Source organism: Streptomyces asiaticus (assembly GCF_018138715.1).
GTDB classification, from domain to species: domain Bacteria; phylum Actinomycetota; class Actinomycetes; order Streptomycetales; family Streptomycetaceae; genus Streptomyces; species Streptomyces asiaticus.
In genome coordinates this window covers 1,824,122-1,847,818 of the sequence record NZ_JAGSHX010000006.1, presented here as the reverse complement: position 1 = coordinate 1,847,818, position 23,697 = coordinate 1,824,122, and the positions used below count along the sequence as shown (strand labels likewise).

Below are 23,697 nucleotides of genomic sequence, written 5' to 3'. Positions count from 1 at the left end.
GCCCGCTGTCGGACCCGGGATGTAGGTTGTGGCCTATGCGCATCGCGACCTGGAACGTCAATTCGATCACCGCCCGGCTGCCCCGGCTGCTGGCCTGGCTGGAGAGCAGCGGCACGGACGTCCTGTGCGTCCAGGAGACCAAGTGCGCCGAGTCCGCCTTTCCGTACGAGCCGCTGCGCGAGCTCGGCTACGAGGCCGCGGTCAACGCCACCGGCCGGTGGAACGGAGTGGCGCTGCTCTCCAAGGCCGGGCTCGCGGACGTCACCGTGGGCCTCCCCGGCGGCCCGGACTACGACGGCGGCCAGGAGCCGCGGGCGATAGGCGCCACCTGCGGCCCGGTCCGCCTCTGGTCGGTCTATGTGCCCAACGGCCGGGAGATCGGCCACCCCCACTACGACTACAAGCTGCGCTGGCTGGAGGCGCTGCGCACGGCCGTCGCCGGGGACGCGGCCGGTGAGCGCCCCTTCGCGGTCCTTGGCGACTTCAATGTGGCGCCGACCGACGAGGACGTCTGGGACCGCTCCGCCTTCGACGGGCTGACCCATGTGACGGACCTGGAGCGCGAGGCCCTGGCGGCGCTGCGCGAGTCGGGTCTTTCGGACGTGGTGCCCCGGCCGCTGAAGTACGACCGCCCCTTCACCTACTGGGACTACCGCGAGCTGGGCTTCCCCAAGAACCGCGGCATGCGCATCGACCTGGTCTACGGGAACGAGACGTTCGCCAAGGCGGTCGGCGACGCGTATGTGGACCGCGAGGAGCGCAAGGGCAAGGGCGCCTCCGACCACGCCCCGATCGTCGTCGACCTGGAGGTGTGACCCCGCGGCGGGATGTCCTGGCGAGGAGGGGGAGCCCCTGAGACCCCCCCTACCCGGCCACTCGGCTACCCGGCTACCCGGCTACCCGGTCAGCTTCCGCAGGTCGATCGAGTCCGCCATCGCCCGCAACCCCGCGTCGCCCGGGTGCAGATGGTCCCCGCTGTCGTAGGCGGGCAGGATCCGCGCCGGGTGCTCGGGGTCCTGTACCACCGCGTCGAAGTCCAGCACGGCGTCGAACACCCCGCCGTTGTCCCGGATGAAGGCGTTGACGGCCGAGCGCCGCGCGTCCGCGTCCGCCGTGCACAGCGACTCGCCCTCGCACGGGGCGATGGTCGCCCCGACCACCCGCAGCCCGCGCTCCCGCATCCGCGCCGCGACCGACCGCAGCCCCGCGATCAGCTCCTCGGCCGAGCTGCCCCACCGCAGATCGTTGATGCCCTGGAAGACGACGACCGTACGGGCCCCGGTCTGGGCGAGCACATCCCGCTCCAGCCGGTGCTGGGTGCTGACCCCGCCGGTGTCCGTGGAGACGCCCTCGCCCGGATAGCGGTCGGCCACCACGCGGTTGGCGGAGATGCCCGCGTTGAGCACCCCGTACGCCGGGACCTCGGACTGGCCGCGCAGCCGCCGCGCGAGCACATCGGGCCAGCGGCGGTTGGCGTCAGTGGTGGACTTGGTGCCGTCGGTGATCGAGTCGCCGAGCGCCACCACCGAACCCGGCCCGCCCCGCACATCGACCCCGGTCAGGAACGGCCAGGTGGTGAGGGTGCCGGTGTAGGACTCGGCGCCCGGCTCAGCGGTCCGGTCACCGCTGCCCGCCGCGCTCAGATACGACCGCTGGGTGGCCTGGCTGTGCACCGGCACCGCCGCGACCGGACCCGGCAGATGGATGCTCACCAGCAGATTGGCGTCCGCCGGAACCGGGAAGTCCACCGGATCGCTGAACACCTGCGCGCCCGCGGGGATCGAGGTCCCCGGCCGCCCGCCGAAGGTCAGCGGCACCGGTGACCCCTGCGCCGCCGCGCCGCTCGCCTGGAGCGCGACCGTCGCATGCCCGATCTCCACGGGCGCCGCGGCGAAGGTGTTCTCCAGCCGGACCCGGGCGCTCGGCCCGCCCGCGCTGGTGTGCACCACCAGCCGCAGCGTCTGATCGGTCCACGGCCCGACCTTGGTGTACCCGGCGGTGCTCGCCGCCCAGCTCCCGGTCCAGCCGTACGCGGGCCGCCGCAGCGCCGCGGCGAAGACATGGAGATCGGCCGCCGGGCCCGGGTCCCTCGGCAGCACCACCGACGCGACCTCGTGGCCGCGCTCCAACGGCACCGTCACCGCGTACAGCCGGGCCGTCTCCTGCCGCTGCCCGGCGGGGGTGTTGAGATGGGGGAGGCCCACGGCCTTGGTGGCGGCGGGGCCCGCCCGCCAGTCCGGCGCGCTCAGCGTGTACGGATGGCTCGACCCGTCGCGGTAGCGCACCGTTCCGACGCCGCTCGCCCCGGCGCCGGGCCCGTTCGGCGAACTGCTCGCCACCAGGAAGGTCAGCGCCTCGCCCCGGCCGCGCAGCCGCACCGCCTGACCGTCGGCGATCACATTGTCCGGCCGTGCCCCCGCGCTCCTCGGCCAGGTCAGCCGCGCCGCGTCCAGGGCGATATCGCGCCCCGGGGTCCAGCCGGCGGCCCGCAGATCCTGCGCGGAGAGCGAGGCGCCCGTGCCGTCGAAGTCGGCGTCACCCGGGCGGGTGTCATCGCTGACCGCCCGGTTGTCGAAAAGCCGCTCCAAAGGGAGCGGCTTGTGGGTCGGCACACTGGCCGGTGCGGCGGAGGAGGGTGCGATGAGTGCGAGGGTGACACCTCCCGCGACGATCCCGGCGGTTGTCCACGGTCTCGCGACGCGCATATGTGTCCCCTCTCGCAACCAGCCCGACCGGTGATTCGACAGGTGCCCGGAGAACGTATGGAGGCAGGTGGGTGTCGTCAAGACAAGCAACGGATCACGGCTCACACCTAGCATCGGGTCACAGCTCATACCGCGCGCCCTGTGGTGCGCCGGTGGCCTGGATGCCACGCTGAGCGGTATGAACATCTCCTTCTTGGGCAACTGGCGCAAGCGACGTGGCCCCGCCTCGGGCGCGGCCCTGATGGGTGCCCAGGAGGAGGACCCCCAGGGCGTCGCCCAACTGCTCTCCGAATGCGAACTCCTGCGCGCGCGGGCCTCCGCCGCGGGCATCGGGCTCGATGACTCCACGGCCTCGCTGGAGGCACTGGACCAGATGGCGCCGCGCTGGCGCGACGACCCGGACGAGCTCCCCTGGCTCGGTAACGACGCCGGTCTCTACCTGGGCACGGTCATCGTCCGCACCGTCCCCGGGGCCGTCTGGCAGGTGTGGCCCGACGGCCGACCCGTCGTCAGACTGGCCTCCGGCCGCGAGGTTGACGTCGTGGAGGCCGGCCAGCAGTGGGCGGCGGACGGGGCTCCCGAACTCTGCCAGCGTTACGCGGAGGTCGCGGAGGCCTAGCGATGGGGCCGGGGAGCTTTCCCCTCCCCGCCCCTCCCCAAAACTGGAGCTCCGCCCCAGCCCCCCGTGCCGGGGCTTCGCCCCAGGCCCCGTGCCGGGGCTCTGCCCCAGGCCCCCGTGCGGGGGCTTCGCCCCAGGCCCCCGTGCGGGGGCTTCGCCCCAGGCCCCGTGCGGGGGCTTCGCCCCAGGCCCCCGTGCGGGGGCTTCGCCCCAGGCCCCCGTGCGGGGGCTTCGCCCCAGGCCCCCGTGCGGGGGCTTCGCCCCAGGCCCCCGTGCGGGGGCTTCGCCCCAGGCCCCCGTGCGGGGACTCCGCCCCAGACCCCCGTCCCGGGGCTCCGCCCCAGGCCCCGTCCCGGGCTCCGCCCCAGACCCCGGTCGGACGACTCGGAGGTGCGGGGGCGCCCGCCCGCTCAGCCGTTGCGTCGGCGGGCCGGCCGCGATCAGCTAGGCCGTGCCGGGGCCCAGAGGGCGGAGCCCCCCATGCGGCGGAGCCGCATATTGTCAGGTGTCGGGAAGGGGCGGGGTGGGGAAAGCCCCCGTAGACCCTGTCGGGCGGTATCCGCCCATCGGTGCGTGTCCGTACCCAATGCTCCCCGCTTGTCCGGATAGCTTGCGCTGACCGGGACACAGCGGAAGGTGGGTGGGGCCGGGTATGGCCGTCGGGGAGCCGTTGATCGAGCTGCGCGGCGTCAACAAGCACTTCGGCGCGCTGCACGTTCTGCGGGACATCGAGCTCACCGTCGGCCGCGGCGAAGTCGTCGTGGTCATCGGCCCCTCCGGCGGCGGCAAGTCCACCCTGATCCGGACGATCAACCGGCTGGAGACCGTCCAGTCCGGCTCCATCGTCGTCGACGGCCGTCCGCTGCCCGAGGAGGGCAAGGAGCTGGCGCGGCTGCGCGCCGAGGTCGGCATGGTCTTCCAGTCGTTCAACCTCTTCGCCCACCGCACCGTACTGGCCAATGTGATGCTCGGTCAGACCAAGGTCCGCCGCCGCCCCAAGCAGGACGCCGAGCGGCGCGCCCGCGAGCTCCTGGACCGGGTCGGACTCGCCGACCAGGCCGGGAAGTTCCCCGCCCAGCTCTCCGGCGGCCAGCAGCAGCGGGTGGCCATCGCCCGCGCGCTGGCGATGGACCCTCAGGTGATGCTCTTCGACGAGCCGACCTCCGCCCTCGACCCCGAGATGATCAACGAGGTGCTGGAGGTGATGCGTCAGCTCGCCCAGGAAGGGATGACCATGGTCGTGGTCACCCATGAGATGGGCTTCGCCCGCTCCGCCGCGAACCGGTTGGTCTTCATGGCCGACGGCGCGATCGTCGAGGACCGTACGCCGGAGGAGTTCTTCCGCGCCCCCGAGAGCGAGCGCGCCCGGGACTTCCTGTCCAAGATCCTCAAGCACTGAGCCGGGTGATGACGGACATGAGGCGCCTGCGCCGCGCGACCGCCGCCCTCACCACGACTCTGGTCCTGCTGCTCATCCCCGGCTGCGGCAAGGAGGGCAGCCCGCCCACCAAGGGCCCCCGGGCCGAGAAGCTGCCCACCTACAAGGTGGACACCGGGTTCCGGCTGCCTGCCTCGCCCACCTGGCGCCGGGCCGAGCGCCGCGGTCATCTCATCGTGGGGGTCAAGGAGGACCAGCCCTATCTGGGCGAGCGGGACCCGGCCACCGGCCGCTACTCGGGCTTCGACATCGAGATCGCCCGCATGATGTCCGCCTCCCTCGGCTTCGCCCCGGGCACCATCCGCTACCAGACCATCGCCTCCGCCAACCGCGAGACCGCCCTCCAGAGCGGCCAGATCGACTACTACGTCGGCACCTACACCATCAATCCGCTGCGAAGGCGGCTGGTCGGCTTCGCCGGGCCGTACTTCATGGCCGGTCAGTCGCTGCTGGTGCGCACCGACGAGAACGACATCCACGGCCCCGAGGACCTCGCGGGCAGGACCGTCTGCTCGGTGGCCGGCTCCACCCCGCTCCAGCGCATCCAGGCCGACTACCCCAAGGCCCACGCGGTCGCGTACGACACCTACTCCGTGTGCGTGGACAACCTGCTCAGCTTCCAGGTGGACGCGGTGACCACCGACAACACCATCCTGCTCGGCTACGCGGCCAAGGCCCCCGAGGAGCTGAAGGTGGTCGGCCGGCCCTTCTCCAAGGAGCCGTACGGCATCGGCGTGCCCAAGCGGGACAACGCGCTGCGCTTCGCGCTGGACGACGCGATCCTCTTCCACGAGCGCAACGGCGACTGGAAGAAGGCGTACGACGCGACCCTCGGCCTCTCGGGTGTGCCCGCCCCCAAGCCGCCGCCCATCGACCGCTACCGCACCGGCTGAAGGCCATCCCATGGACGTGCTCACCCAGAACTTCTCGCTCTACGGCAAGGGCTTCCTCGGCACCGTGCAGCTGACCGTCTACGCCTCGCTGCTCGCCCTCGTGCTCGGCATCCTCATGGCCGCGTTCCGGGTGGCGCCGGTCGCCTCGCTGCGCGCGCTCGGCACCGTCTGGGTGACGGTGCTCCGCAACACCCCGCTGACGCTGCTGTTCTTCGCGGTGATGCTGGGGCTGCCGCGCTTCGGCCTTGTGCTGCCGTTCACCGTCTTCGCGGTGATCGCGCTCGGCTGCTACACCTCGGCCTTCATCTGCGAGGCGGTGCGGGCGGGCATCAACACGGTGCCGCTGGGGCAGGGCGAGGCGGCCCGCAGCCTGGGCATGACGTTCGACCAGACACTGAGCGCGGTGGTGCTGCCGCAGGCGTTCCGTACGGTCATCCCGCCCATCGGCTCGACCCTGATCGCGCTCGCCAAGAACTCGGCCATCGCCGGGTCGTTCAGCGTCACCGAACTGCTCGGCACCTACAAGCCACTCAACGAGCAGGGCTACAGCATCATCTGGACCTTCGTCTGGATCGCCGTCGGGTATCTGATCATCACCCTCGCCATCAGCGCGATCTTCGCCCTGCTGGAGCGGCGCTGGGGAGTGCCGCGATGACCGCCCCCTCGACCACCAGCGCCCTCTACGACGTCCCCGGGCCCCACACCCGGCGCCGGCACCGGATGTACGCGCTGGCCGGGACGGCCGTGCTGCTGGCCCTGCTCGGCTGGATCGTCTATCTCCTCATCCACACCGGCCAGTTCGCCTACCGCAAGTGGATGCCGTTCGAGTACAAGGGCATCCAGGAGCTGCTGCTGAACGGGCTCGCGGGCACCCTCAAGGCGTTCGGCATGGCCGCGGTCCTCTCGCTCGCCCTCGGCGGGGTGCTCGCCGCCGGACGGCTCTCCGAGCACCGCCCGCTGCGCTGGGCGGCCACGCTGGTGGTGGAGTTCTTCCGGGCGATGCCCGTACTGGTGATGATCTTCTTCGTCTTCGTGGCGCTGCGGGTCCAGCCGCTGCCCGCCCTGGTCACCGGGCTGACGCTGTACAACGGCTCGGTGCTGGCCGAGGTGTTCCGGGCCGGGGTGAACGCGGTGGACCGCGGCCAGCGCGAGGCGGCGTACTCGCTCGGCCTGCGGAAGACGGGGGTCATGATGTCCGTGCTGGTGCCACAGGGGGTGCGGGCGATGCTCCCGGCCATCATCAGCCAGCTGGTGGTGGCCCTGAAGGACACCTCGCTCGGCTTCCTCATCACCTATGAGGAGTTTCTGCACGCCGGAAAGCTGATCGCGTCCAATCTCGACTACGACCTGCCGTTCATCCCGGTGGTCATGGTGATCTCACCGATCTACATCGGGATGTGCATGCTGCTGTCGTGGTTCGCCAACTGGGTGGCCAAGCGGGAGCGGCGCAGTGTGAAGACCCGTCAGGTCGAGGTCGCCGCCGCCGAACCGGCCGCCCCGATGCCGGGGGACACCCGCGGCTGAGCCGGGGCGGCCGGAGGGTGTCTCGGCTGATTCAGTCGCTTCAGTCGCGGACCGGGATCGTGAGATGGGACGGGTCGGCGTCCGGGGACGAGAACGTGAGGTGGGCGCCGTCGGGGTTGTGCTCGATGTAGAGCGGGTCGACGGTGTCCACGACCAGCGCCAGCCGGTGACCGGCCGGGACGTCGTACGCGGTGGAGAACAGCTCCAGGTCCACCCCGAAGGGCGTGCCCGGGGTGCGGTCGTGGAAGGTGAACGGGGCGTGGGTGATGAGCTTGCCGACGCCCAGCGGGCCCACGTCGTACAGATACGCCACCGCGGTACCGTCCGAGCGGTCGCTGGTCACGGTGGTGTGGAGCTTCACGGTGCCGCGGACGCGCTGCTCGTCGGCGTAGGTCCCGGTCTGCCAGACGGCCGCGTAGGACCGGGGCAGCAGCGGGATCGAGGCGAGCGGCGGGAGCTTCAGGAACTGGTCGAGGGCGCCGCCGAGCAGCACCGTTCCGGCGTTTGCGCCGGAGTCGTGGTGGGCGGTGACCTTCTCGGTGGCGGCGAGCGGGACGCGGCGCTGTTCGGAGGGGACGGCCGACCAGCTGGGGTAGCCCTCGTAGCCGTCACCGTCCGCCGTACGGGACGTCAGCTGCACCGGCTGTTCGCTGTCGATGCCGTTGCGCTCGCCCTTGAGGTAGCGGTCGAGCCACTGCCGGGCGTGGGTCCAGGTGGCGTTGGGCAGTCCGAGCAGCCCGGTGAGCTCGGCGGTGGCGTGGTCGCCGGGCCGCAGCTCCAGCCGCTTGGGACCGGTCAGCTTGTCGAAGAAGTCGGCGTAGCTGTTGGGCGGGAAGATCGAGTCGCCCCAGGAGTTGCCCAGCATGATGGCTGCGCCATTGGCGTTGATCCGGTCGAGGTAGGTGGCGGCGGAGCGCTTCTTGCCCCAGGCGATCAGATCCTTCTCCTTGGCGAGGTTGGAGGAGAAGAAGTCATCGAGGATCTGCTGGAACTCCTCGCTGGGCCGCCCGGTCAGCGTCCCGGCCCCGGCGAGCAGCCCGGCGGCCTGGGAGTGCTGGGTGCGGCCGCTGTAGATCGAGCCGACCAGGTCCGCCCAGCCGCTCATGGCCACCACGGCCTTGATCCGCGGGTCGGCACCGGCCGCGAGCAGGCTGATCCCGGCGCCGTAGGAGAGCCCGGCCATGCCGATGTGGTCGGGGTCGGCGGGGGTGTTGGCGAGCGCCCAGTCGATGACCTTGGACGCGTCGGCGATATCGGGCGGCCCGGCCGTCTCGATCCGCCCACCGGACTGCCAGAAGCCGCGGGTGTTGTAGGTCAGCACCACATAGCCGGTTTCGGCGAGCTTCTTGGCCTGGGCGAGATATTCGACCTGGGGCAGGGACCAGCTGGTGGGCAGGACGACGAGGGGGAGGCGGTGGGAGGCGTCGGCGTTCGCGGGGGCCACGACGTTGGCGGCCAGGTTGACGCCGCCGTCGCCGGGGATGTCGACGAAGCGGATGGAGACGCCGGAGGAGGCGGCGGTGGAGGTGGGGGCGGTTGTGGTGGCGGTCGGTGCCGGTGCCGGTGCCGGTGCCGCGGCGGCGTTGGCGGGGGCGAGGCCGAAGGCCGCACCGGCCATGACGGTGACGGAGAGGGCGGCGGCGGTCGTCGGGCGAAGGGCTTTTCGAGCAGGGGTCACGATGGCTCCTGGGATGGCTCCTGGTGGGGGATGCCGTGGGGGCAGGGGAGCACCGGTGCTTGTGACCTGACGGTAACTCGGGTGTTTACCGGCGGTAATAGCGCGGTAAGTTACGCATGGGTAACGATAGAGGGCCGAGGTCGGCTGCCGGGGCCGGCCCGGCCCGGGGCGCTATCCGGGGGCCGGATCCGCCAGGGTCCGGCCCCGCCCCATTCCGCTGCTGCGGAAGGCCCGCCGACCGCTGAGCCTTGCCTCCGGGACGAGCCCGCCCCCGGGCCGAGTCCTGGCCCCGGCCCCAGGCCCTGGGTTGGGCCCGGGCCCGCGCTACGTGCCGCCCGCCCCGCGAGGCTTGCGGCGGATCTTGATGTTCCGCATGTCCGTCACGCCGATCCGCAGGATCCGGTGCGGATAACCATGCGCGGTCAGCGCCGCGATGGCCCGCTCGGTCGCCTCCTGCTCGCCGTCATCCGGCTCCGCCGGAACCTCGCAGCGGAAGGTGAACGCCGAAAGGCTCCGGTCGCAGGTGAAGGTGCCCGCCTCGGTGAAGGCGACCTGGAGGGAGTCGACCACGCCGCGCAGCGCCTCGCGCTCGTCCTCGCCCAACTCCTCGAAGGCGCCCCGGATCGTCACTCGGAACACGGTCGCTCCTCCCGTCCCTCCCGTACGGCGTAGCCGAGCATCGGAGCGCCCAGCATCTCCTCGGTGGCGTCGAGGAGTTCGGTCACGGCCTTGGCGATGGCGTCGGGGCGCTCGCCCGCCGTGACGCGCCGTCCGATCTCGCCGAAGATCAGTGAGTGATAGCCGCTGATCTTGGCGGCCACCACGCGCGGCAGCGGATCCTCCGGCGCCGCGCCGGTCTCCTCGGCGAGCACGGCGGCCAGTTCGTCGTTCATCCGGTGGCCCAGCTCCTCCAGCCGGGCCAGCAGTGTGGGGGCGGCCCGCATCATCGCGAAGAACGGGCCGAAGCCCTCGGTCAGCCCCAGCGAGCGGTCGCGCCGCTCCACTTCCTCGCGCAGCCGGTCCAGCACCGCCTGGGCGGCGGACCGGCCGGGCGGGCGCTCGCGCACGATGTCGGCGAGCCGCCGCGGGGACGCCTGGTCGGGCGGCAGGACCAGGTCCTCCTTGGCCGGGAAGTAGTTGTAGACCGTGTTGACGGACACCTCCGCGGCCTCGGCGACCTCGGCGACCGTGACCCGGTCGAAGCCGCGCTCCAGGAACAGCCCGGTGGCCACGTCCGCGATCCGCCGGCGCGTACGGCGCTTGTGCTTCTCCCGCAGTCCTTCGCTCATGGCCGTCAGTGTAGCCCGCTGCAAACTTACACCCGCCTTAAAGTTTTAAGTCGATTGCAAGTTTGGTGGGCATTGTGCTCTGATCGGGGCATGTCCTCATCCGTCATCCGCGTTCGCGGCCTCACCCGCACGTTCTCGCTGGGCAGCGGCCCCGTGCACGCCGTCCGCGGAATCGATCTGACCGTCGGCCGCGGCGAGATCCTCGGCTTCCTGGGCCCCAACGGGGCCGGTAAGACCACGACCCTGCGCATGCTCACCACCCTGCTGCCGCCCAGCGGGGGCGAAGCCGAGATCGCCGGGCGCGATCTGCTCCGCGATCCGGCGGGCGTGCGCCGGCGGATCGGCTATGTGGCCCAGTCGGGCGGCCTGGACCCGGGGTGCTCCGTACGCGAGGAACTGGTCACCCAGGGGCGGCTGCATCTGATGGCCAAGGGCGCGGCGGCCGGGCGTGCCGAGGAACTCGTCGGTGAGCTCGGGCTGTCAGGGCTCATGGACCGCCCGACCGCCGCGCTGTCGGGCGGTCAGCGCCGCCGGGTGGAGATCGCGCTGGGCCTGGTCAACCGGCCCGAGGTGCTCTTCCTCGACGAGCCCACGACCGGTCTCGACCCGGGAAGCCGGGCCGAGCTGTGGAACCTGGTGCGGCGCGTCCGCGCCGAGCACGGCACCACGGTTTTCCTCACCACCCACTACCTGGACGAGGCCGACGCGCTCGCCGACCGGATCGTGGTCGTGGATGCCGGGCGGATCGTGGCCGAGGGCACTTCCGCCGAGCTCAAGAGCCGCTATGCGGGGGGTCCGGGTGCCAGCCTCCAGGACGCCTTCCTGGCCATCACGGGGCGGGGTGCGGCCGGGCAACCCCTCGCCATCTAGGCGTGTCCGGCGGGCCTTGACGCCTGCGGCGGGCTGCTCCCCTCCCCGCCCCTTCCCGAAACTGGGGCTCCGCCCCAGACCCCGTACCGGGGCTCCGCGGCGGAGCCGCGCATGCATGCTGCGGGAAGGGGCGGGGAGGGGAGAGATCCGCCGGACACCCGTACTGCCAGCCACGACATCCGACCCACCCAAGGGCCTCCTATGACTCTTCTCGCCCACACCGGCATCGTCTTCGGCCGCTGTCTGCGCTCAACGCTTCGCTCGAAGACCAATCTCTTCTTCGGCATGCTTCAGCCGCTGCTCTTCCTCGCCCTCTTCGGCCCGCTGCTGACCGAACTCGACATGGGCGTCAGCGGATCGTCCTGGCAGACGCTGGTCCCCGGTGTGCTCGTCCAGCTCGCGCTGCTCGGCGGGTCGTACGTCGGGCTCGGCCTGCTGATGGACCGCAACCTCGGCGTACTGGACCGGATGCGGGTCACCCCGGTCAGCCCGTTGGCGCTGCTGCTCGGACGCACCCTGCGCGATGTCGTCCAGCTGGTGGCCCAGTCGGTGCTGCTGGTGCTGCTCGGTCTGGCCTTCGGGCTGCGCGCGCCGCTCCTCGGCGTGCTGTTCGGGCTGCTGTTCGTGGCCGTGCTCGCGGCGGCCCTGTCCGCGCTCTCCTACGGGCTGGCCATGAACGTCCGTACGCCCCCGGAGTTCGCCGCCATCGCCAATACGGCGGGCATGCCGCTGATGCTGCTCTCCGGGCTGCTGTTGCCGATGACCCTGGCCCCCGGATGGCTCGCGGGCGCCTCGCGCGCCGTGCCGTTCCGCTACACCGTCGACGCGGTGCGCCAGGTGTTCCTGGGGCACTACGCCAACGCCACGGTCGCCGTCGGGGCGGCCGTCACCCTGGCCCTGGCGGCGCTGTGCCTGATGGGCGGGGCGCGGCTGTTCGGCCGGGTCCGCGGCTGACCGAGTGGTCCTTGGTCGCCTCAGTCGTCCTTCGTGGCCGCCTTCGCGGCGGTGCGCGGTCCCACCGAGGTGGTCGCGGGCTTGGTCACATCCGCGACCACCTCCACCAGGTCCGGGCCGTACGCCTGCGAGTTGACCACCTTCAGCAGCAGGCAGAAGGAGCCCTGCGCGCCGTACTTCCGGGCCAGCCGGGTGCGGTTGCGGACGAGGTGGCGGACGGCGGCGCGATGGGTGACCGGCCGCTGGCCCGCGGCCAGGAAGACCGGGCGGCTGTCGTCGCCCGCCGTCAGCCGGGCCAGCAGCACATGCTCGACCGCGCCCGGATCCGGGCGGTAGTGGGTACCGGCGATGGTGAACATCCCCCGGTCCGTGCCGGAGTCGTCCCCCGCGTGCACGGTGACGCCCGGCAGTAGATTCGCCATATGGGCGGCGAGCCTGCGGTGCGCGGTCGGATCGCCGACGCAGAACTCGGTGCGTGCCCCGAAGCCCTGCAACCCCGTGTCATGCGGGGCCACCTCGGCGTGCGCCCCGCAGTTCTCCACGACCGACGCGAGCCCCAGCAGCGCCAGCGCGTCATGGCGGGGGATGCTCCAGTGGGCCGAGGTGCTGTCCCGATGGGTGACCATCACACACTCCGAACCGTCCGGCAGACCGAAGAAGCGCTGCTCGCGGGCGCGCTTGCGGCGCGCGAACGCGGAGTGCACGGCCCAGCCGGCGGCCAGGCCCACGATCAGGGCGGCCGCGGAGGCGATCAGGTCTTGCAGGGTGTCTGTCATGGCCGCGCATCGTAGCCCCCGACCGGGCCGATGTTCGAGCGCTCAGAGGTCGCGAAGGTTGCCATCAGGTAGTGGGGTACTCGGTCGGCGAGTGAGCCGAAGGGGCGCGTCGCTGTCGAAAGGGAGAGCGCGCGCAGGGAGCGAGGAACGAGCGACCGAGCACGGTCGACCGTCGACAGGGGGCACCTCCCAGCGGTAGCTGGGGGAGACTGAAGCGCCCCGGAGGCGAACCGAGCCCCTAAAAGAGAGGGGACCGATGCACCCCTGTTGGGGTGGCGTGGCTCGCGGGTAGGCTCCGGCCCCTGTCGTTTCGCTTGGAGGTCACGGATGGGGCACGCCGCACGACCAGCCGCATCGTCAACCAGGTCCACCACATCCGCCGGGTCCGCCACGGCGGCCGTCCGGCGCCGACTGCCCGCGCTCGCGGCCGCCGCCGGAATGGTCGCGGTACTGGGCGTCGTCCCGGCCGGTGCCGCCGGGCACGAGAGCGCCGACAAGGGCGCTCCGGCCAAGACGCCCGTGGCCGTCGGCTACGGCGGCGCGGTCTCCAGCGTGGACCCCGACGCCTCGGCGGCCGGGATCGACGTACTACGGCACGGGGGCAACGCGGTGGACGCGGCCGTGGCGACCGCCGCCGCGCTCGGGGTCACCGAGCCGTACTCGGCGGGTGTCGGCGGCGGCGGATACTTCGTCTACTACAACGCCAAGCGGCACCAGGTCTCCACGCTCGACGGCCGCGAGACCGCTCCCCGCAGCGCGGACCAGAAGCTCTTCCTCGACAAAAACGGCAAACCGCTGCCGTTCGCCGACGCCGTCACCAGCGGGCTGAGCGTCGGCACTCCCGGCACCCCCGCCACCTGGAACGACGCCCTGAAGGACTGGGGCACCCGATCGCTGGGGCAGGTGCTGAGGCCCGCCGAGCGGCTGGCCCGCGACGGGTTCACCGTCGACTCCACGTTCCGTCAGCAGACCGCCGACAACCAGGCCCGCTTCAAGGACTTCCCGGCCACCGCCAAGCTCTTCCTCCCCGGTGGCGAGCCCCCGGCGGTCGGCTCGACGTTCCGCAACCCCGACCTCGCCCGTACGTACGCGCTGCTGGCCAAGAAGGGCGTCGGCGCCATCTACAAGGGCGAGCTGGGCCGCGACATCGTCGACACCGTGCGCAAGCCGCCCGTCGACCCGAAGGCGCAGCGCGTCGTGCGCGCGGGCGATCTGACCACCGAGGACCTGCGGTCCTACGGGACGAAGCGGCAGGCCCCGACCCGGACCGACTACCGCGGTCTGGACGTGTACGGCATGGCGCCCTCATCCTCCGGCGGCACGAGCGTCGCCGAGGCGCTCAACATCCTGGAGAAGACCGACCTCTCCAAGCTCAGCGACGTCGAGTATCTGCACCGCTATATCGAGGCCAGCCGGATAGCCTTCGCCGACCGGGGCCGCTGGGTCGGCGACCCCGCGGCCGAGGACGTCCCCACCAAGGGGCTCACCTCACAGCGGTTCGCCGACTCCCGGGCCTGCCTGATCAAGGACGACGCGGTGCTCAAGAGCCCCGTGCCGCCCGGTGACCCGAACAACCCGTCCGGGCCCGGCTCCTGCGACACCCGGGGCCACGCCGCCCCGACCACGTACGAGGGCGAGAACACCACGCATCTCACGGTCGCCGACAAGTGGGGCAATGTGGTGGCCTACACCCTCACCATCGAGCAGACCGGCGGCAGCGGGATCACCGTTCCCGGCCGTGGCTTCCTGCTCAACAACGAGCTGACCGACTTCTCCTTCGCGCCCGCCGACCCCGCCGTCCACGACCCGAACCTGCCGGGCCCGGGGAAGCGGCCGCGCTCGTCCATGTCGCCGACGATCGTGCTGGACGGCCACAAGCCGGTGCTGGCGCTGGGCTCCCCGGGCGGGGCGACCATCATCACCACCGTGCTCCAGACCCTGCTGAACCATCTCGACCGGGGTATGCCGCTGGTCGACGCGATCGCCGCACCGCGCGCCAGCCAGCGCAACGCGGCCCAGACGGAGCTGGAACCGGGACTGTGGAACGGCCCGGAGCGCGCCAAGCTCGAGGCGCTCGGCCACTCCTTCAAGCAGAACCCCGAGATCGGGGCGGCCACCGGGGTGCAGCGGCTGTCCGGCGGACGGTGGCTCGCGGCGGCCGAGACGGAACGGCGGGGCGGCGGCTCGGCGATGGTGGTGAGCCCGAAGCGCTGACCACTGACCGCTGACCAGGTACGTACGGCGGGCTCCGGTTCCGGAGCCCGCCGTACGTATTCCTGTCCGTCGGCCGTCCGTCAGCCGCCCATCAGCCCAGCAGGCCGATGATCGCGTCCGTGGAGTCCGTCTCCCCGAGCCGGGGGAAGATCTTCTCGACGCTGTTGCGGTGCGCCTCCGCGTCCATGTCGGTCATGGCGTCGGTCGCGAGGGTCACGTGGTACCCGTGCGCGTACGCCGCCCGGGCCGTGGACTCCACCCCGATGCTGGTGGCGATGCCGCCGAGCACCACCTGGGTCGCCCCGCGGCGGCGCAGCTGGAGGTCGAGGTCGGTGCCGTGGAAGGCGCTCCAGGTGTGCTTGGTGACCACGATGTCGCCGTCCTCGCGGCCGAGTTCCGGCGCGAGGTCGGCGAAGTCGGCCGGGAACTGCCCGCCGCCCCCGCCCAGCTGCGCCTCGGTGCGGCCCGGGGCCCCGGCCACCACCCGGACCAGGACGACGGGCAGCCCGCGCTCGCGGAAGGCGGCGGCCAGCCGGGCGCCGCGCTCGACGACCTCGGCGGTGGGGTGGACGGTGGGCAGTCCGGTGATGCCCTTCTGGAGGTCGACGAGGACCAGGGCGGTGTTCGGGTCGAGCGCGGTGGCGGGCACGGTGCCTCCTGCGGCGGGTCTGTGGGGCGTATGAGGAAACGGAAGGTGGTCAGGTGTGGGTACGGGCGCGGCCGCGCAGGGCCCGGTCGGTGGCGGTCAGCATCAGCACCGCGAGGCTGAGCGCACCCGCCACCATGGCGATGCCGTGCAGCCCGGAGGCGGTCGCCCGCTGCCCGTAGAAGAGCCCGATCAGCCCGGCGGCGGTGATCGCGCCCAGGTACTGCGAGGTGCGCTGGAGCCCGGCCGCCGCGCCGACGCTCGTCGGCGGGGCCTGGGTGTAGACGGCGGCCTGGTTGCCGGTCGAGGACAGCCCCTGCGGCAGCCCGAAGAGGACCGCGGCCAGCAGCAGCGCGACCAGCGGGGTGGACTCGTCGGCCAGCAGCAGCACCCCGCTCCCGGCGGCGAGCAGGACGGCCGCGAGGACGAGCGGTGCGTAGATGCCCTTCGTACGGGCGCCGAGCAGCGAGCACACGGCGGCCGCGCCCGACATGGGCAGCATGATCAGACCCGCGCGGGAGGCGGAGTAGCCGTGGCCCTCCTCCAGCCACTGCGCGTATCCGTACATGACCATGTAGATGACCAGGTACGCCGTGCCGTGGCGGAGGTAGGTGAGGGCGAGCGAGCGGTTGCGGCCGATCATCCGCAGATCGATGAAGGGGCGCGGGCGGCGCAGCTGCCACCAGGTGAGGGCGCCCGCGAGCACCAGGACGACGGGCAGCAGCGCCCAGTTGGGCCGCGCCAGGTTCATCAGGAAGATCATGAGGGTGGTGAGGGTGGCGGTGAACAGCGCGATCCCGAGCGGATCGAACGCCGCCCCCGCCGTCCTGGCCCCGGAGCCCTCCGCGCCGCCCTCCTCGCTCGTCATACGGGTCCTGGGGAGCCAGAGCAGCGCGAGCGTGATGCCGAGCAGGGCCAGCGGCACATTGACCGCGAAGATCGCCCGCCATCCGGCCGTCGCGGTGAGCAGCCCGCCCAGCACCGGGCCGACCGCCGCGCTGCCGAGTGCGGCGAGCGAGAGCCGGCCGAGCACGGGACGCGGCGTCTCCCGCCCGGTGGCGAAGGACTGGGCGCGCAGCAGCGCCATCGCCGCCGGGTACGCCGCGGACGTACCGACGCCGAGCAGCACCCGCGAGGCGATCAGCCAGCCGAACGCGGGCGCGAGCGCGCCCACCAGCCCGGCGGCGCACACCACGAGCAGCCCGGAGAGGAAGACCCGGCGCGGACCGAGCAGATCCGCGAGCCGCCCCATCGCGGGCTGCGCCACGGCGCTGGCGAGATAGAGCGAGGCCACCAGCCAGGCCGTCCGGGCGGCCCCGACCCCGAAGTCATGGCCGATGGCCACCAGGCCGGTGGCGATCATCGTGGAGTTGACGGGGTTGAGGACCGAGCCGATGAGCAGCGGGGCCATCAGCCGGGGGCCGAAGGGGTCGGCGGGATCGGCGGGGGCATGGCGCTCGCCCGCCGTCCCGGCCGCCGGTATGGCGGACTTTCCCGCGGTGTCGCTCATTCCTGGACCAGTCGCTTCAGGAGGTCGGTGGCCTCGGCGAGGGTGCGGCGCTCATCGGCGTCGAGCCGGGTGTCGATCGCGTCCAGCAGCCAGCTCTGCTTGGCCTGCCGTACGGAGGCGACCGCCTGCCGCCCCCGCTCGGTGCTCGAGAAGACCACCTGCCGTCCGTCGGTCGGATGCGGGGCCCGCTCCACCAGCTCCTGCTCCTCCAGCGCCGCCAGGATCATGCGCATCGACTGCGGCCGGACCAGCTCCGCGCGGGCCAGCGCGGCGGTGGTGGTCGGCCCTTCGCTGTAGAGCCGGCTGAGCACGGTGCGCTGGGAGGGGGTGAGCGCCCCCTGCGAGGAGGCCGCCCGCATACGGCGCATCAGCTGGGTGACGACGCCGGCGAGGTCGGCGGCGAGATGTGCCGGATCATGCGGGGTCATGCTTGGAGCATAGGAAATCGACAGCCAAACTTGCAAGTTTTCCTGTCGTGTGCGGAGTAGGAAAAGCGCCCGTAGCACAGCCGTAACCGGTTCCGTAACACGCAGGGTGTCGAATGCGTGGCCTCGGGTTGTGCATCGTCCATCGTCCGAGGGGGAGGGGTGGCCATGGCGGGCGGGCAACTCCCGGCCGAGGTCGAGGAGTTCGCGACGTATCTGCGGGGGCTGACGAGACGGCTGGACTCGGGGGCGGGCTGGTACGGCGTCTTCGCCCTGCGCGACCCGGACGGGCTGCGGGCCTGTCTCGACGGACTCGAGGTGCCGCCGTGGGACCTCGTCCAGTCCCTTCTCCAGGATCTCTCCGCCCAGCACGGCCCCGGTGCCGCCCAGGAGGCGGCATCCCGCGCGGCGACCCTCTACCGCGCCTCGGTCGCGGCCCACGACGCCGGGCCCGGCCGTCCCGAGGCCCTCCGGGGCCGCCTGGACGGCATGCTCCGCCAACGCCGGAACGCCGCCCAACGCTCGGCCGACCTCCGGTCGGCCCTGTCCACCGCCGAGGACCCGGCCGCCCGGCACCGCCTCGCCGCGGAGCTGGCCTGGGCCCACGACGACTATCAGCGCGCCACCGCCCGCGCGGAAGAACTCCACGCCCGCCTGGCCGCGCTTCCGGGTGTGTCCCGTCCGACGCAGGCCGCGGCGGCGGGGCCCACGCCACCGAGCCCGCTCGCGGGTGCGCCCGCGCCCGCGACGGGCGGGGTTGGTCGGGGAGAGCGTCCGCAGGGGGCGGTGGGGTTCGCGGTGGCGTACGAAGCGGAGGGCGGTGGAGCGGAGGCGGCCACCGGTCCTGGGGCCGCGTCACTCGGGTACGCCGCGGGGGAGGGCGGTGGCGCGGAGGCGGCCACCGGCTCTGGCGTCGCGTCACTCGGGTACGCCGCACGCGACCAGGATGTGCGGCAGCCCGGCGGTGCCCAGCACCAGGGCGACCTGGCATCGGCCGGGCCGGACGGCGGGCCGGCGGTCGCCGGGGGCGACGAGCCCAACCGGCCCTCGGCGGCGTCCCCCGGCCCGGTCACCGCCCAGCACGCTCCTGCCCCCGCGCGACCTCGGCCGCGCGGGGCGCGGTTCGCGGGGGTGGAGGAGGCGGACGCGGCTCCGCGACCTCGCGGGGCGCGGTTTGCCGGGGCGGGGGATGAGGATGCCGCGGTGGTGCCGACCCCGGCCTCGCCCGCGGCTCCCTCGGCGGAGAGCGGGGCCGAAGCCCGTGCCACCCCGCGTGGGGCGCGGTTCGCCGGGGCGTATGAGGGCGAGGACGGCGGCAAGCGTCGTAAGCGGGACAGGGTGGCGGACGACGGGCGACGGCTTGCCCGTGAGGCGGCGGAGCGCGCGGCGGCGCGGAGTGCCGCCCAGGAGGCGGTCGCGCGGCTGGGCCGACTCCGGGCGGAGGGTCGCTCCGGCGAGGCCCATGTCGTGCTGTACGAGGCCGCTGTCTGGCCCGCCGCGCGGCTGCCGGTGCTCGCGGAGGAGCTGGAGCGCGCGGGACTCGGGGCCGATGTGTCCACGCTGCTGTGGGAGATGGCGTGTCTGCCGCCCTTACAGCTCGCCGCGGCCGCCGAGGCGCTGTTCGCGGCGGACCGCGAGGCCGAGGGCGAGGGGCTGTTGCGGCAGAGTGTCTCGCGGCCCGTCTCCGAGGTGGCCCACACCGCGAAGGCGCTCCTCGCGGCGGGCGCCCCGAGCCGGGCCGGGTTCCTGCTCGAGGCGCTCGTACGGGTACGTACGCCGGAGGACGCGGCGCGAGCGGCGGCCGAGGACCCCGCGACGCTGGTGCCCCTGCTGCTCGATGTGGCCGCCGAGGTCTCCTCCAGCGCCCACCACGACCTGGCCCACGCCCTCCGCGCCGCGCGCCTGCCGGGTGTCCCCGGCCTCGCGTGACGCTCGCGCGAGGGGGTGGTGGCGGGGTCGTTCGGGCTGGTCGGCTCGGTCGGGTGCGGGTTTCGTCTCGCGCCTTCGGCGCGATTGAGCAGCGGGCCAGGGGGCGGGGGGCGCGCCGCGTCACCGGGCGCCGGGCCGGTGGGTGCGGGCGCCGCTGGCGGCAACTGCGCCCGGGCGCTGAGGCCGATGCCGGGCTGACGGCCTCTCCGGGTACCCCTCGAAAAAACACTTGATCTGAAGCAACTAATTTGTCAAACGTTTTCGAGAGGGGTACCCCAACCCCTCCCGCTGTCCGGCGCTGCCTCAGCCCTCGGCCAGGGAAGCCGCCACCGGCGGCCACCTCCACCGGCCCGGCGCCCGGCGGCGGCGCCGCGCCCCCCACCCCCTGCCCCGCTGCTCAATTGCGCCGAAGGCGCGAAACGGCGGTGCACCCGACCGAGCCGAGAAGCCCGAGCGACCTAACCCGCTCGACCGAGCCGAGAAGCCCGTCTCGCCTGAACCCAGACCCGACAAAACACGAAACGTGATCGTCTTCGTTGAGTAACGGCGGCGGTATTGCCAGAGTGGTCAGTGCGCTCTTACGTTCTTCACAGCCCGGAATCTACGTGCGTAGACACAGGTTGAGGAGCTGATCATGGCCAACCTCGTACGTGCCGCTCTCGTCCAGGCCACCTGGACCGGCGATACCGAATCGATGATCGCGAAGCATGAGGAGTACGCCCGGCAGGCGGCCGCTCAGGGCGCCAAGGTGATCGGCTTCCAGGAGGTGTTCAACGCGCCGTACTTCTGCCAGGTGCAGGAGGCGGAACACTACCGGTGGGCGGAGGCGGTGCCGGACGGGCCGACCGTGCGGCGGATGCAGGCGCTCGCCCGGGAGACCGGGATGGTGATCGTCGTCCCCGTCTTCGAGCTCGAGCAGTCCGGCTTCTACTACAACACCGCCGCCGTGATCGACGCGGACGGCAGCTACCTCGGCAAGTACCGCAAGCACCACATCCCGCAGGTCAAGGGGTTCTGGGAGAAGTACTACTTCAAGCCGGGAAACGTGGGCTGGCCGGTGTTCGACACCGCCGTGGGCAAGGTCGGGGTGTACATCTGCTACGACCGCCACTTCCCCGAGGGCTGGCGTGAGCTGGGCCTGGCGGGGGCGCAGCTGGTCTACAACCCCTCGGCCACCTCCCGGGGCCTGTCGGCCTACCTCTGGCAGCTGGAGCAGCCCGCCGCGGCCGTCGCCAACGAGTACTTCATCGCCGCGATCAACCGCGTCGGCACCGAGGAGTACGGCGACAACGACTTCTACGGCACCAGCTACTTCGTCGATCCGCGCGGTCAGTTCGTCGGCGATGTGGCCAGTGACAAGGAGGAGGAGCTGATCGTCCGCGACCTCGACTTCGGCCTGATCGACGAGGTGCGCCAGCAGTGGGCGTTCTACCGCGACCGGCGGCCCGACGCCTACGAGGGGCTGGTGCGGCCATGAGCAGCGACGACGTCAAAGGCGGCGCCCACGCCACCCTCCACGCCCGCCACCAGGCCGTACTCCCCGACTGGCTCGCCGTCTACTACCAGCGCCCCATCGAGATCACCCACGGCGAGGGACGCCATGTCTGGGACGCCGAGGGCAACCGCTACCTCGACTTCTTCGGCGGCATCCTCACCACGATGACCGCCCACGCCCTCCCCGAGGTCACCAAGGCGATCAGCGAGCAGGCCGGGCGGATCCTGCACACCTCCACGCTCTACCTCGACCGGCCCATGGTCGACCTGGCCGAGCGGGTCGCCGCGCTGTCCGGCATCCCGGACGCGCGGGTCTTCTTCACCACTTCCGGCACCGAGGCCAATGACACGGCCCTGCTGCTCGCCACCGCGTACCGCCGCTCCAACCAGATCCTGGCGATGCGCAACAGCTACCACGGCCGCTCCTTCTCGGCCGTCGGCATCACCGGCAACCGCGGCTGGTCACCGACCAGTCTGTCCCCGTTGCAGACGCTCTACGTACACGGTGGGGTGCGCACCCGGGGCCCGTTCGCCGGGCTGTCCGACGGGGAGTTCATCAAGGCGTGCGTGGCCGACCTCGAGGACGTCCTCGGCCAGGGGTACGGCAATGTCGCCGCGCTGATCGCCGAGCCGATCCAGGGCGTCGGCGGTTTCACCTCCCCGCCCGACGGGCTGTTCGCCGCCTTCCGCGAGGTGCTCGACCGGCACGGCATCCTGTGGATCACCGACGAGGTGCAGACCGGCTGGGGCCGCACCGGCGACCACTTCTGGGGCTGGCAGGCGCACGACGGCTCCGGGCCGCCCGACATCCTCACCTTCGCCAAGGGCATCGGCAACGGCATGTCGATCGGCGGTGTCGTCGCCCGCGCCGAGGTCATGAACTGCCTGGGCGCCAACTCCATCTCCACCTTCGGCGGCAGCCCGATCACCATGGCCGCCGGTCTGGCCAACCTCAACCACCTGGTCGAACACGACCTCCAGGGCAACGCCCGCCGGGTCGGCGGGCTGCTGATCGAGCGGCTGCGCGCCGCCTGCGCCGGTCTGGACGGTGTGCGCGAGGTCCGTGGCCGGGGGCTGATGATCGGCGTCGAGCTGGTGGACCCCGGCACCGGCGATCCGTCGCCCGAGGGCGCGTCCGCCGTGCTGGAGGCCGCCCGGGAGGGCGGGCTGCTCATCGGCAAGGGCGGCGGGCACAACACCAGCGTGCTGCGGATCGCCCCGCCGCTCAGCCTCACCGTCGCCGAGGCCGAGGAGGGCGCGGAGATCCTCGACGCGGCCCTCAGGACCGCCCTGGAGACCACCCGGTCCGGAAGGAGCGCGAGCTGATGTCCCGTACCGTGATCCGTGGCGGGCTGGTCGTCACCGCCGCCGAGGAGACCCCGGCCGATGTGCTGATCGAGGACGGCAAGGTCGCCGCCCTCGCCGCGCCCGGCAGCGAGTGGGCCCAGGGCTGGACCGCCGCCCGTACGATCGACGCCACCGGCAAGTACGTCATCCCGGGCGGGGTCGACGGGCACACCCATATGGAGATGCCGTTCGGCGGCACGTTCGCCTCCGACACCTTCGAGACCGGCACCCGGGCGGCGGCCTGGGGCGGCACCACCACCATCGTGGACTTCGCCGTCCAGACCGTGGGCCACGCCCTGCGCGAGGGGCTGGACGCCTGGCACCTCAAGGCGCGCGGCAACTGCGCCATCGACTACGGCTTCCACATGATCCTCTCCGATGTGAACGAGAGCACGCTCAAGGAGATGGATCTCCTGGTGGGGGAGGGCGTGAGCAGCTTCAAGCTGTTCATGGCCTATCCGGGGGTCTTCTACAGCGACGACGGGCAGATCCTGCGGGCCATGCAGCGCGCCTCCGGCAACGGCGGGCTGATCATGATGCACGCCGAGAACGGCATCGCCATCGACGTCCTGGTGGAGCAGGCGCTGGCCGAGGGCAGGACCGACCCCCGCTACCACGGTGAGGTCCGCAAGGCGCTGCTGGAGTCGGAGGCGACCCATCGCGCCATCCAGCTCGCCCGGGTGGCCGGCGCCCCCCTCTATGTGGTCCACGTATCGGCCGAGGAGGCCGTAGCGGAGCTGATCCACGCCCGTGACCTGGGGCTTCCGGTCTTCGGCGAGACCTGTCCGCAGTATCTGTTCCTGTCTACGGACAACCTCGCAGAACCGGACTTCGAGGGCGCCAAGTACGTCTGCTCCACCCCGCTGCGGCCCGCCGCGCACCAGGCCGCGCTGTGGCGGGGGCTGCGGACCAACGACCTCCAGGTGGTCTCCACCGACCACTGCCCGTTCTGCTTCACCGGGCAGAAGGAGCTGGGCCGGGGCGACTTCTCCAAGATCCCCAATGGCATGCCGGGCGTGGAGCACCGGATGGACCTGCTCCACCAGGCCGTGGTGGACGGCCGTATCTCCCGCCGCCGCTGGATCGAGATCGCCTGCGCCACCCCGGCCAGGATGTTCGGCCTCTACCCGCGCAAGGGCACCATCGCGCCCGGGGCCGACGCCGACATCGTCGTCTACGACCCGGGGGCCGGGCAGACCCTGTCCGCCGAGACCCATCACATGAACGTCGACTACTCGGCGTACGAGGGCAAGCAGATCACCGGGCAGGTCGAGACCGTGCTCTCGCGCGGTGTCCCCGTCATCGACCGGCGGGAGTACACCGGACGTGCCGGGCACGGCCAGTTCCTCCCCCGTGACACCTGTCAGTACCTGAACTGACCCAGGG

At 72.3% G+C, this 23,697-nt stretch carries 21 protein-coding genes; 13 read left to right on the top strand and 8 right to left on the bottom strand.

Annotated elements, in window-relative coordinates; all coding sequences use genetic code 11:
• Positions 1 to 35 precede the first annotated feature (35 nt).
• Positions 36 to 815, top strand: a complete 780-nt coding sequence (locus KHP12_RS15505) for an exodeoxyribonuclease III (protein WP_037958870.1) — start codon at positions 36 to 38, stop codon at positions 813 to 815.
• Positions 816 to 896: 81 nt separating this feature from the next.
• On the opposite strand, the gene KHP12_RS15500 is transcribed toward KHP12_RS15505, so the two are convergent.
• A complete protein-coding gene (locus KHP12_RS15500; RefSeq protein ID WP_210610069.1) occupies positions 897 to 2,705 on the bottom strand; it encodes an SGNH/GDSL hydrolase family protein in 1,809 nt (602 codons plus the stop codon).
• Positions 2,706 to 2,883: 178 nt separating this feature from the next.
• Here KHP12_RS15500 and KHP12_RS15495 point away from each other — a divergent pair, with 178 nt between their 5' ends.
• The 5 genes from KHP12_RS15495 (at position 2,884) to KHP12_RS15475 (ending at position 7,179) form a co-directional block, all read left to right on the top strand.
• Positions 2,884 to 3,324: a DUF6278 family protein gene (locus KHP12_RS15495; protein ID WP_138916941.1), complete on the top strand. Its 441-nt coding sequence runs from the start codon at positions 2,884 to 2,886 to the stop codon at positions 3,322 to 3,324.
• Positions 3,325 to 3,976: 652 nt separating this feature from the next.
• Positions 3,977 to 4,723, top strand: a complete 747-nt coding sequence (locus tag KHP12_RS15490; protein ID WP_086882404.1) for an amino acid ABC transporter ATP-binding protein — start codon at positions 3,977 to 3,979, stop codon at positions 4,721 to 4,723.
• A 17-nt stretch (positions 4,724 to 4,740) separates the two neighbouring features.
• A complete protein-coding gene (locus KHP12_RS15485) occupies positions 4,741 to 5,655 on the top strand; it encodes a glutamate ABC transporter substrate-binding protein (RefSeq protein ID WP_372455301.1) in 915 nt (304 codons plus the stop codon).
• Between the two features lie 10 nt (positions 5,656 to 5,665).
• Positions 5,666 to 6,310, top strand: a complete 645-nt coding sequence (locus KHP12_RS15480; protein WP_086882405.1) for an amino acid ABC transporter permease — start codon at positions 5,666 to 5,668, stop codon at positions 6,308 to 6,310.
• Positions 6,307 to 7,179 carry an amino acid ABC transporter permease gene (locus tag KHP12_RS15475; protein ID WP_086882406.1) on the top strand — a complete coding sequence of 291 codons (873 nt, stop codon included), beginning with the start codon at positions 6,307 to 6,309 and terminating at the stop codon, positions 7,177 to 7,179. Before KHP12_RS15480 ends, KHP12_RS15475 begins: the two co-directional genes overlap by 4 nt.
• A 40-nt stretch (positions 7,180 to 7,219) precedes the next feature.
• On the opposite strand, the gene KHP12_RS15470 is transcribed toward KHP12_RS15475, so the two are convergent.
• The 3 genes from KHP12_RS15470 to KHP12_RS15460 form a co-directional block, all read right to left on the bottom strand.
• Positions 7,220 to 8,857, bottom strand: coding sequence for a CocE/NonD family hydrolase (locus tag KHP12_RS15470; protein WP_211833065.1), 1,638 nt, complete (start codon positions 8,855 to 8,857; stop codon positions 7,220 to 7,222).
• Positions 8,858 to 9,181: 324 nt separating this feature from the next.
• Positions 9,182 to 9,496: a DUF6204 family protein gene (locus tag KHP12_RS15465; protein ID WP_086886561.1), complete on the bottom strand. Its 315-nt coding sequence runs from the start codon at positions 9,494 to 9,496 to the stop codon at positions 9,182 to 9,184.
• On the bottom strand, positions 9,484 to 10,146 hold the full coding sequence (locus KHP12_RS15460; protein ID WP_086886562.1) for a TetR/AcrR family transcriptional regulator: 663 nt from the start codon (positions 10,144 to 10,146) through the stop codon (positions 9,484 to 9,486). The genes KHP12_RS15465 and KHP12_RS15460 overlap by 13 nt, the downstream gene beginning before the upstream one ends.
• A gap of 90 nt (positions 10,147 to 10,236) precedes the next feature.
• Here KHP12_RS15460 and KHP12_RS15455 point away from each other — a divergent pair, with 90 nt between their 5' ends.
• Together KHP12_RS15455 and KHP12_RS15450 are read left to right on the top strand one after the other, a co-directional pair.
• Positions 10,237 to 11,016, top strand: coding sequence for an ABC transporter ATP-binding protein (locus KHP12_RS15455; protein WP_086886563.1), 780 nt, complete (start codon positions 10,237 to 10,239; stop codon positions 11,014 to 11,016).
• A 201-nt stretch (positions 11,017 to 11,217) separates the two neighbouring features.
• Positions 11,218 to 11,970, top strand: coding sequence for an ABC transporter permease (locus tag KHP12_RS15450; protein ID WP_086885756.1), 753 nt, complete (start codon positions 11,218 to 11,220; stop codon positions 11,968 to 11,970).
• Positions 11,971 to 11,990: 20 nt separating this feature from the next.
• On the opposite strand, the gene KHP12_RS15445 is transcribed toward KHP12_RS15450, so the two are convergent.
• Complete coding sequence (locus KHP12_RS15445; protein WP_086885755.1) at positions 11,991 to 12,746, bottom strand: hypothetical protein; 756 nt, start codon at positions 12,744 to 12,746, stop codon at positions 11,991 to 11,993.
• 438 nt (positions 12,747 to 13,184) lie between these two features.
• Between KHP12_RS15445 and ggt the strand changes: the two genes are divergently transcribed.
• Positions 13,185 to 14,960 carry a gamma-glutamyltransferase gene (gene ggt / locus KHP12_RS15440; RefSeq protein ID WP_167442771.1) on the top strand — a complete coding sequence of 592 codons (1,776 nt, stop codon included), beginning with the start codon at positions 13,185 to 13,187 and terminating at the stop codon, positions 14,958 to 14,960.
• Positions 14,961 to 15,051: 91 nt separating this feature from the next.
• Here ggt and KHP12_RS15435 read toward each other — a convergent pair whose 3' ends face one another.
• The 3 genes from KHP12_RS15435 to KHP12_RS15425 are packed head-to-tail and all read right to left on the bottom strand — an operon-like array spanning position 15,052 to position 17,544.
• Positions 15,052 to 15,609: an isochorismatase family protein gene (locus KHP12_RS15435; RefSeq protein WP_086885754.1), complete on the bottom strand. Its 558-nt coding sequence runs from the start codon at positions 15,607 to 15,609 to the stop codon at positions 15,052 to 15,054.
• A gap of 49 nt (positions 15,610 to 15,658) precedes the next feature.
• A complete protein-coding gene (locus KHP12_RS15430; protein ID WP_211833064.1) occupies positions 15,659 to 17,116 on the bottom strand; it encodes an MFS transporter in 1,458 nt (485 codons plus the stop codon).
• On the bottom strand, positions 17,113 to 17,544 hold the full coding sequence (locus KHP12_RS15425) for a MarR family winged helix-turn-helix transcriptional regulator (RefSeq protein ID WP_037958836.1): 432 nt from the start codon (positions 17,542 to 17,544) through the stop codon (positions 17,113 to 17,115). Before KHP12_RS15425 ends, KHP12_RS15430 begins: the two co-directional genes overlap by 4 nt.
• Positions 17,545 to 17,709: 165 nt before the next feature.
• Between KHP12_RS15425 and KHP12_RS15420 the strand changes: the two genes are divergently transcribed.
• The 4 genes from KHP12_RS15420 to hydA all read left to right on the top strand — a co-directional run bounded on the left by KHP12_RS15420 (position 17,710) and on the right by hydA (position 23,690).
• Positions 17,710 to 19,470 (top strand): serine/threonine-protein kinase, encoded by a 1,761-nt coding sequence (locus KHP12_RS15420; RefSeq protein ID WP_210610073.1) that lies wholly within the window; start codon positions 17,710 to 17,712, stop codon positions 19,468 to 19,470.
• A 634-nt stretch (positions 19,471 to 20,104) separates the two neighbouring features.
• A complete protein-coding gene (locus KHP12_RS15415) occupies positions 20,105 to 20,947 on the top strand; it encodes a nitrilase-related carbon-nitrogen hydrolase (protein ID WP_037958830.1) in 843 nt (280 codons plus the stop codon).
• Complete coding sequence (locus tag KHP12_RS15410) at positions 20,944 to 22,290, top strand: aspartate aminotransferase family protein (RefSeq protein ID WP_086880035.1); 1,347 nt, start codon at positions 20,944 to 20,946, stop codon at positions 22,288 to 22,290. The genes KHP12_RS15415 and KHP12_RS15410 overlap by 4 nt, the downstream gene beginning before the upstream one ends.
• Positions 22,290 to 23,690 (top strand): dihydropyrimidinase, encoded by a 1,401-nt coding sequence (gene hydA, locus KHP12_RS15405; RefSeq protein ID WP_211833063.1) that lies wholly within the window; start codon positions 22,290 to 22,292, stop codon positions 23,688 to 23,690. Before KHP12_RS15410 ends, hydA begins: the two co-directional genes overlap by 1 nt.
• Positions 23,691 to 23,697 lie beyond the last annotated feature (7 nt).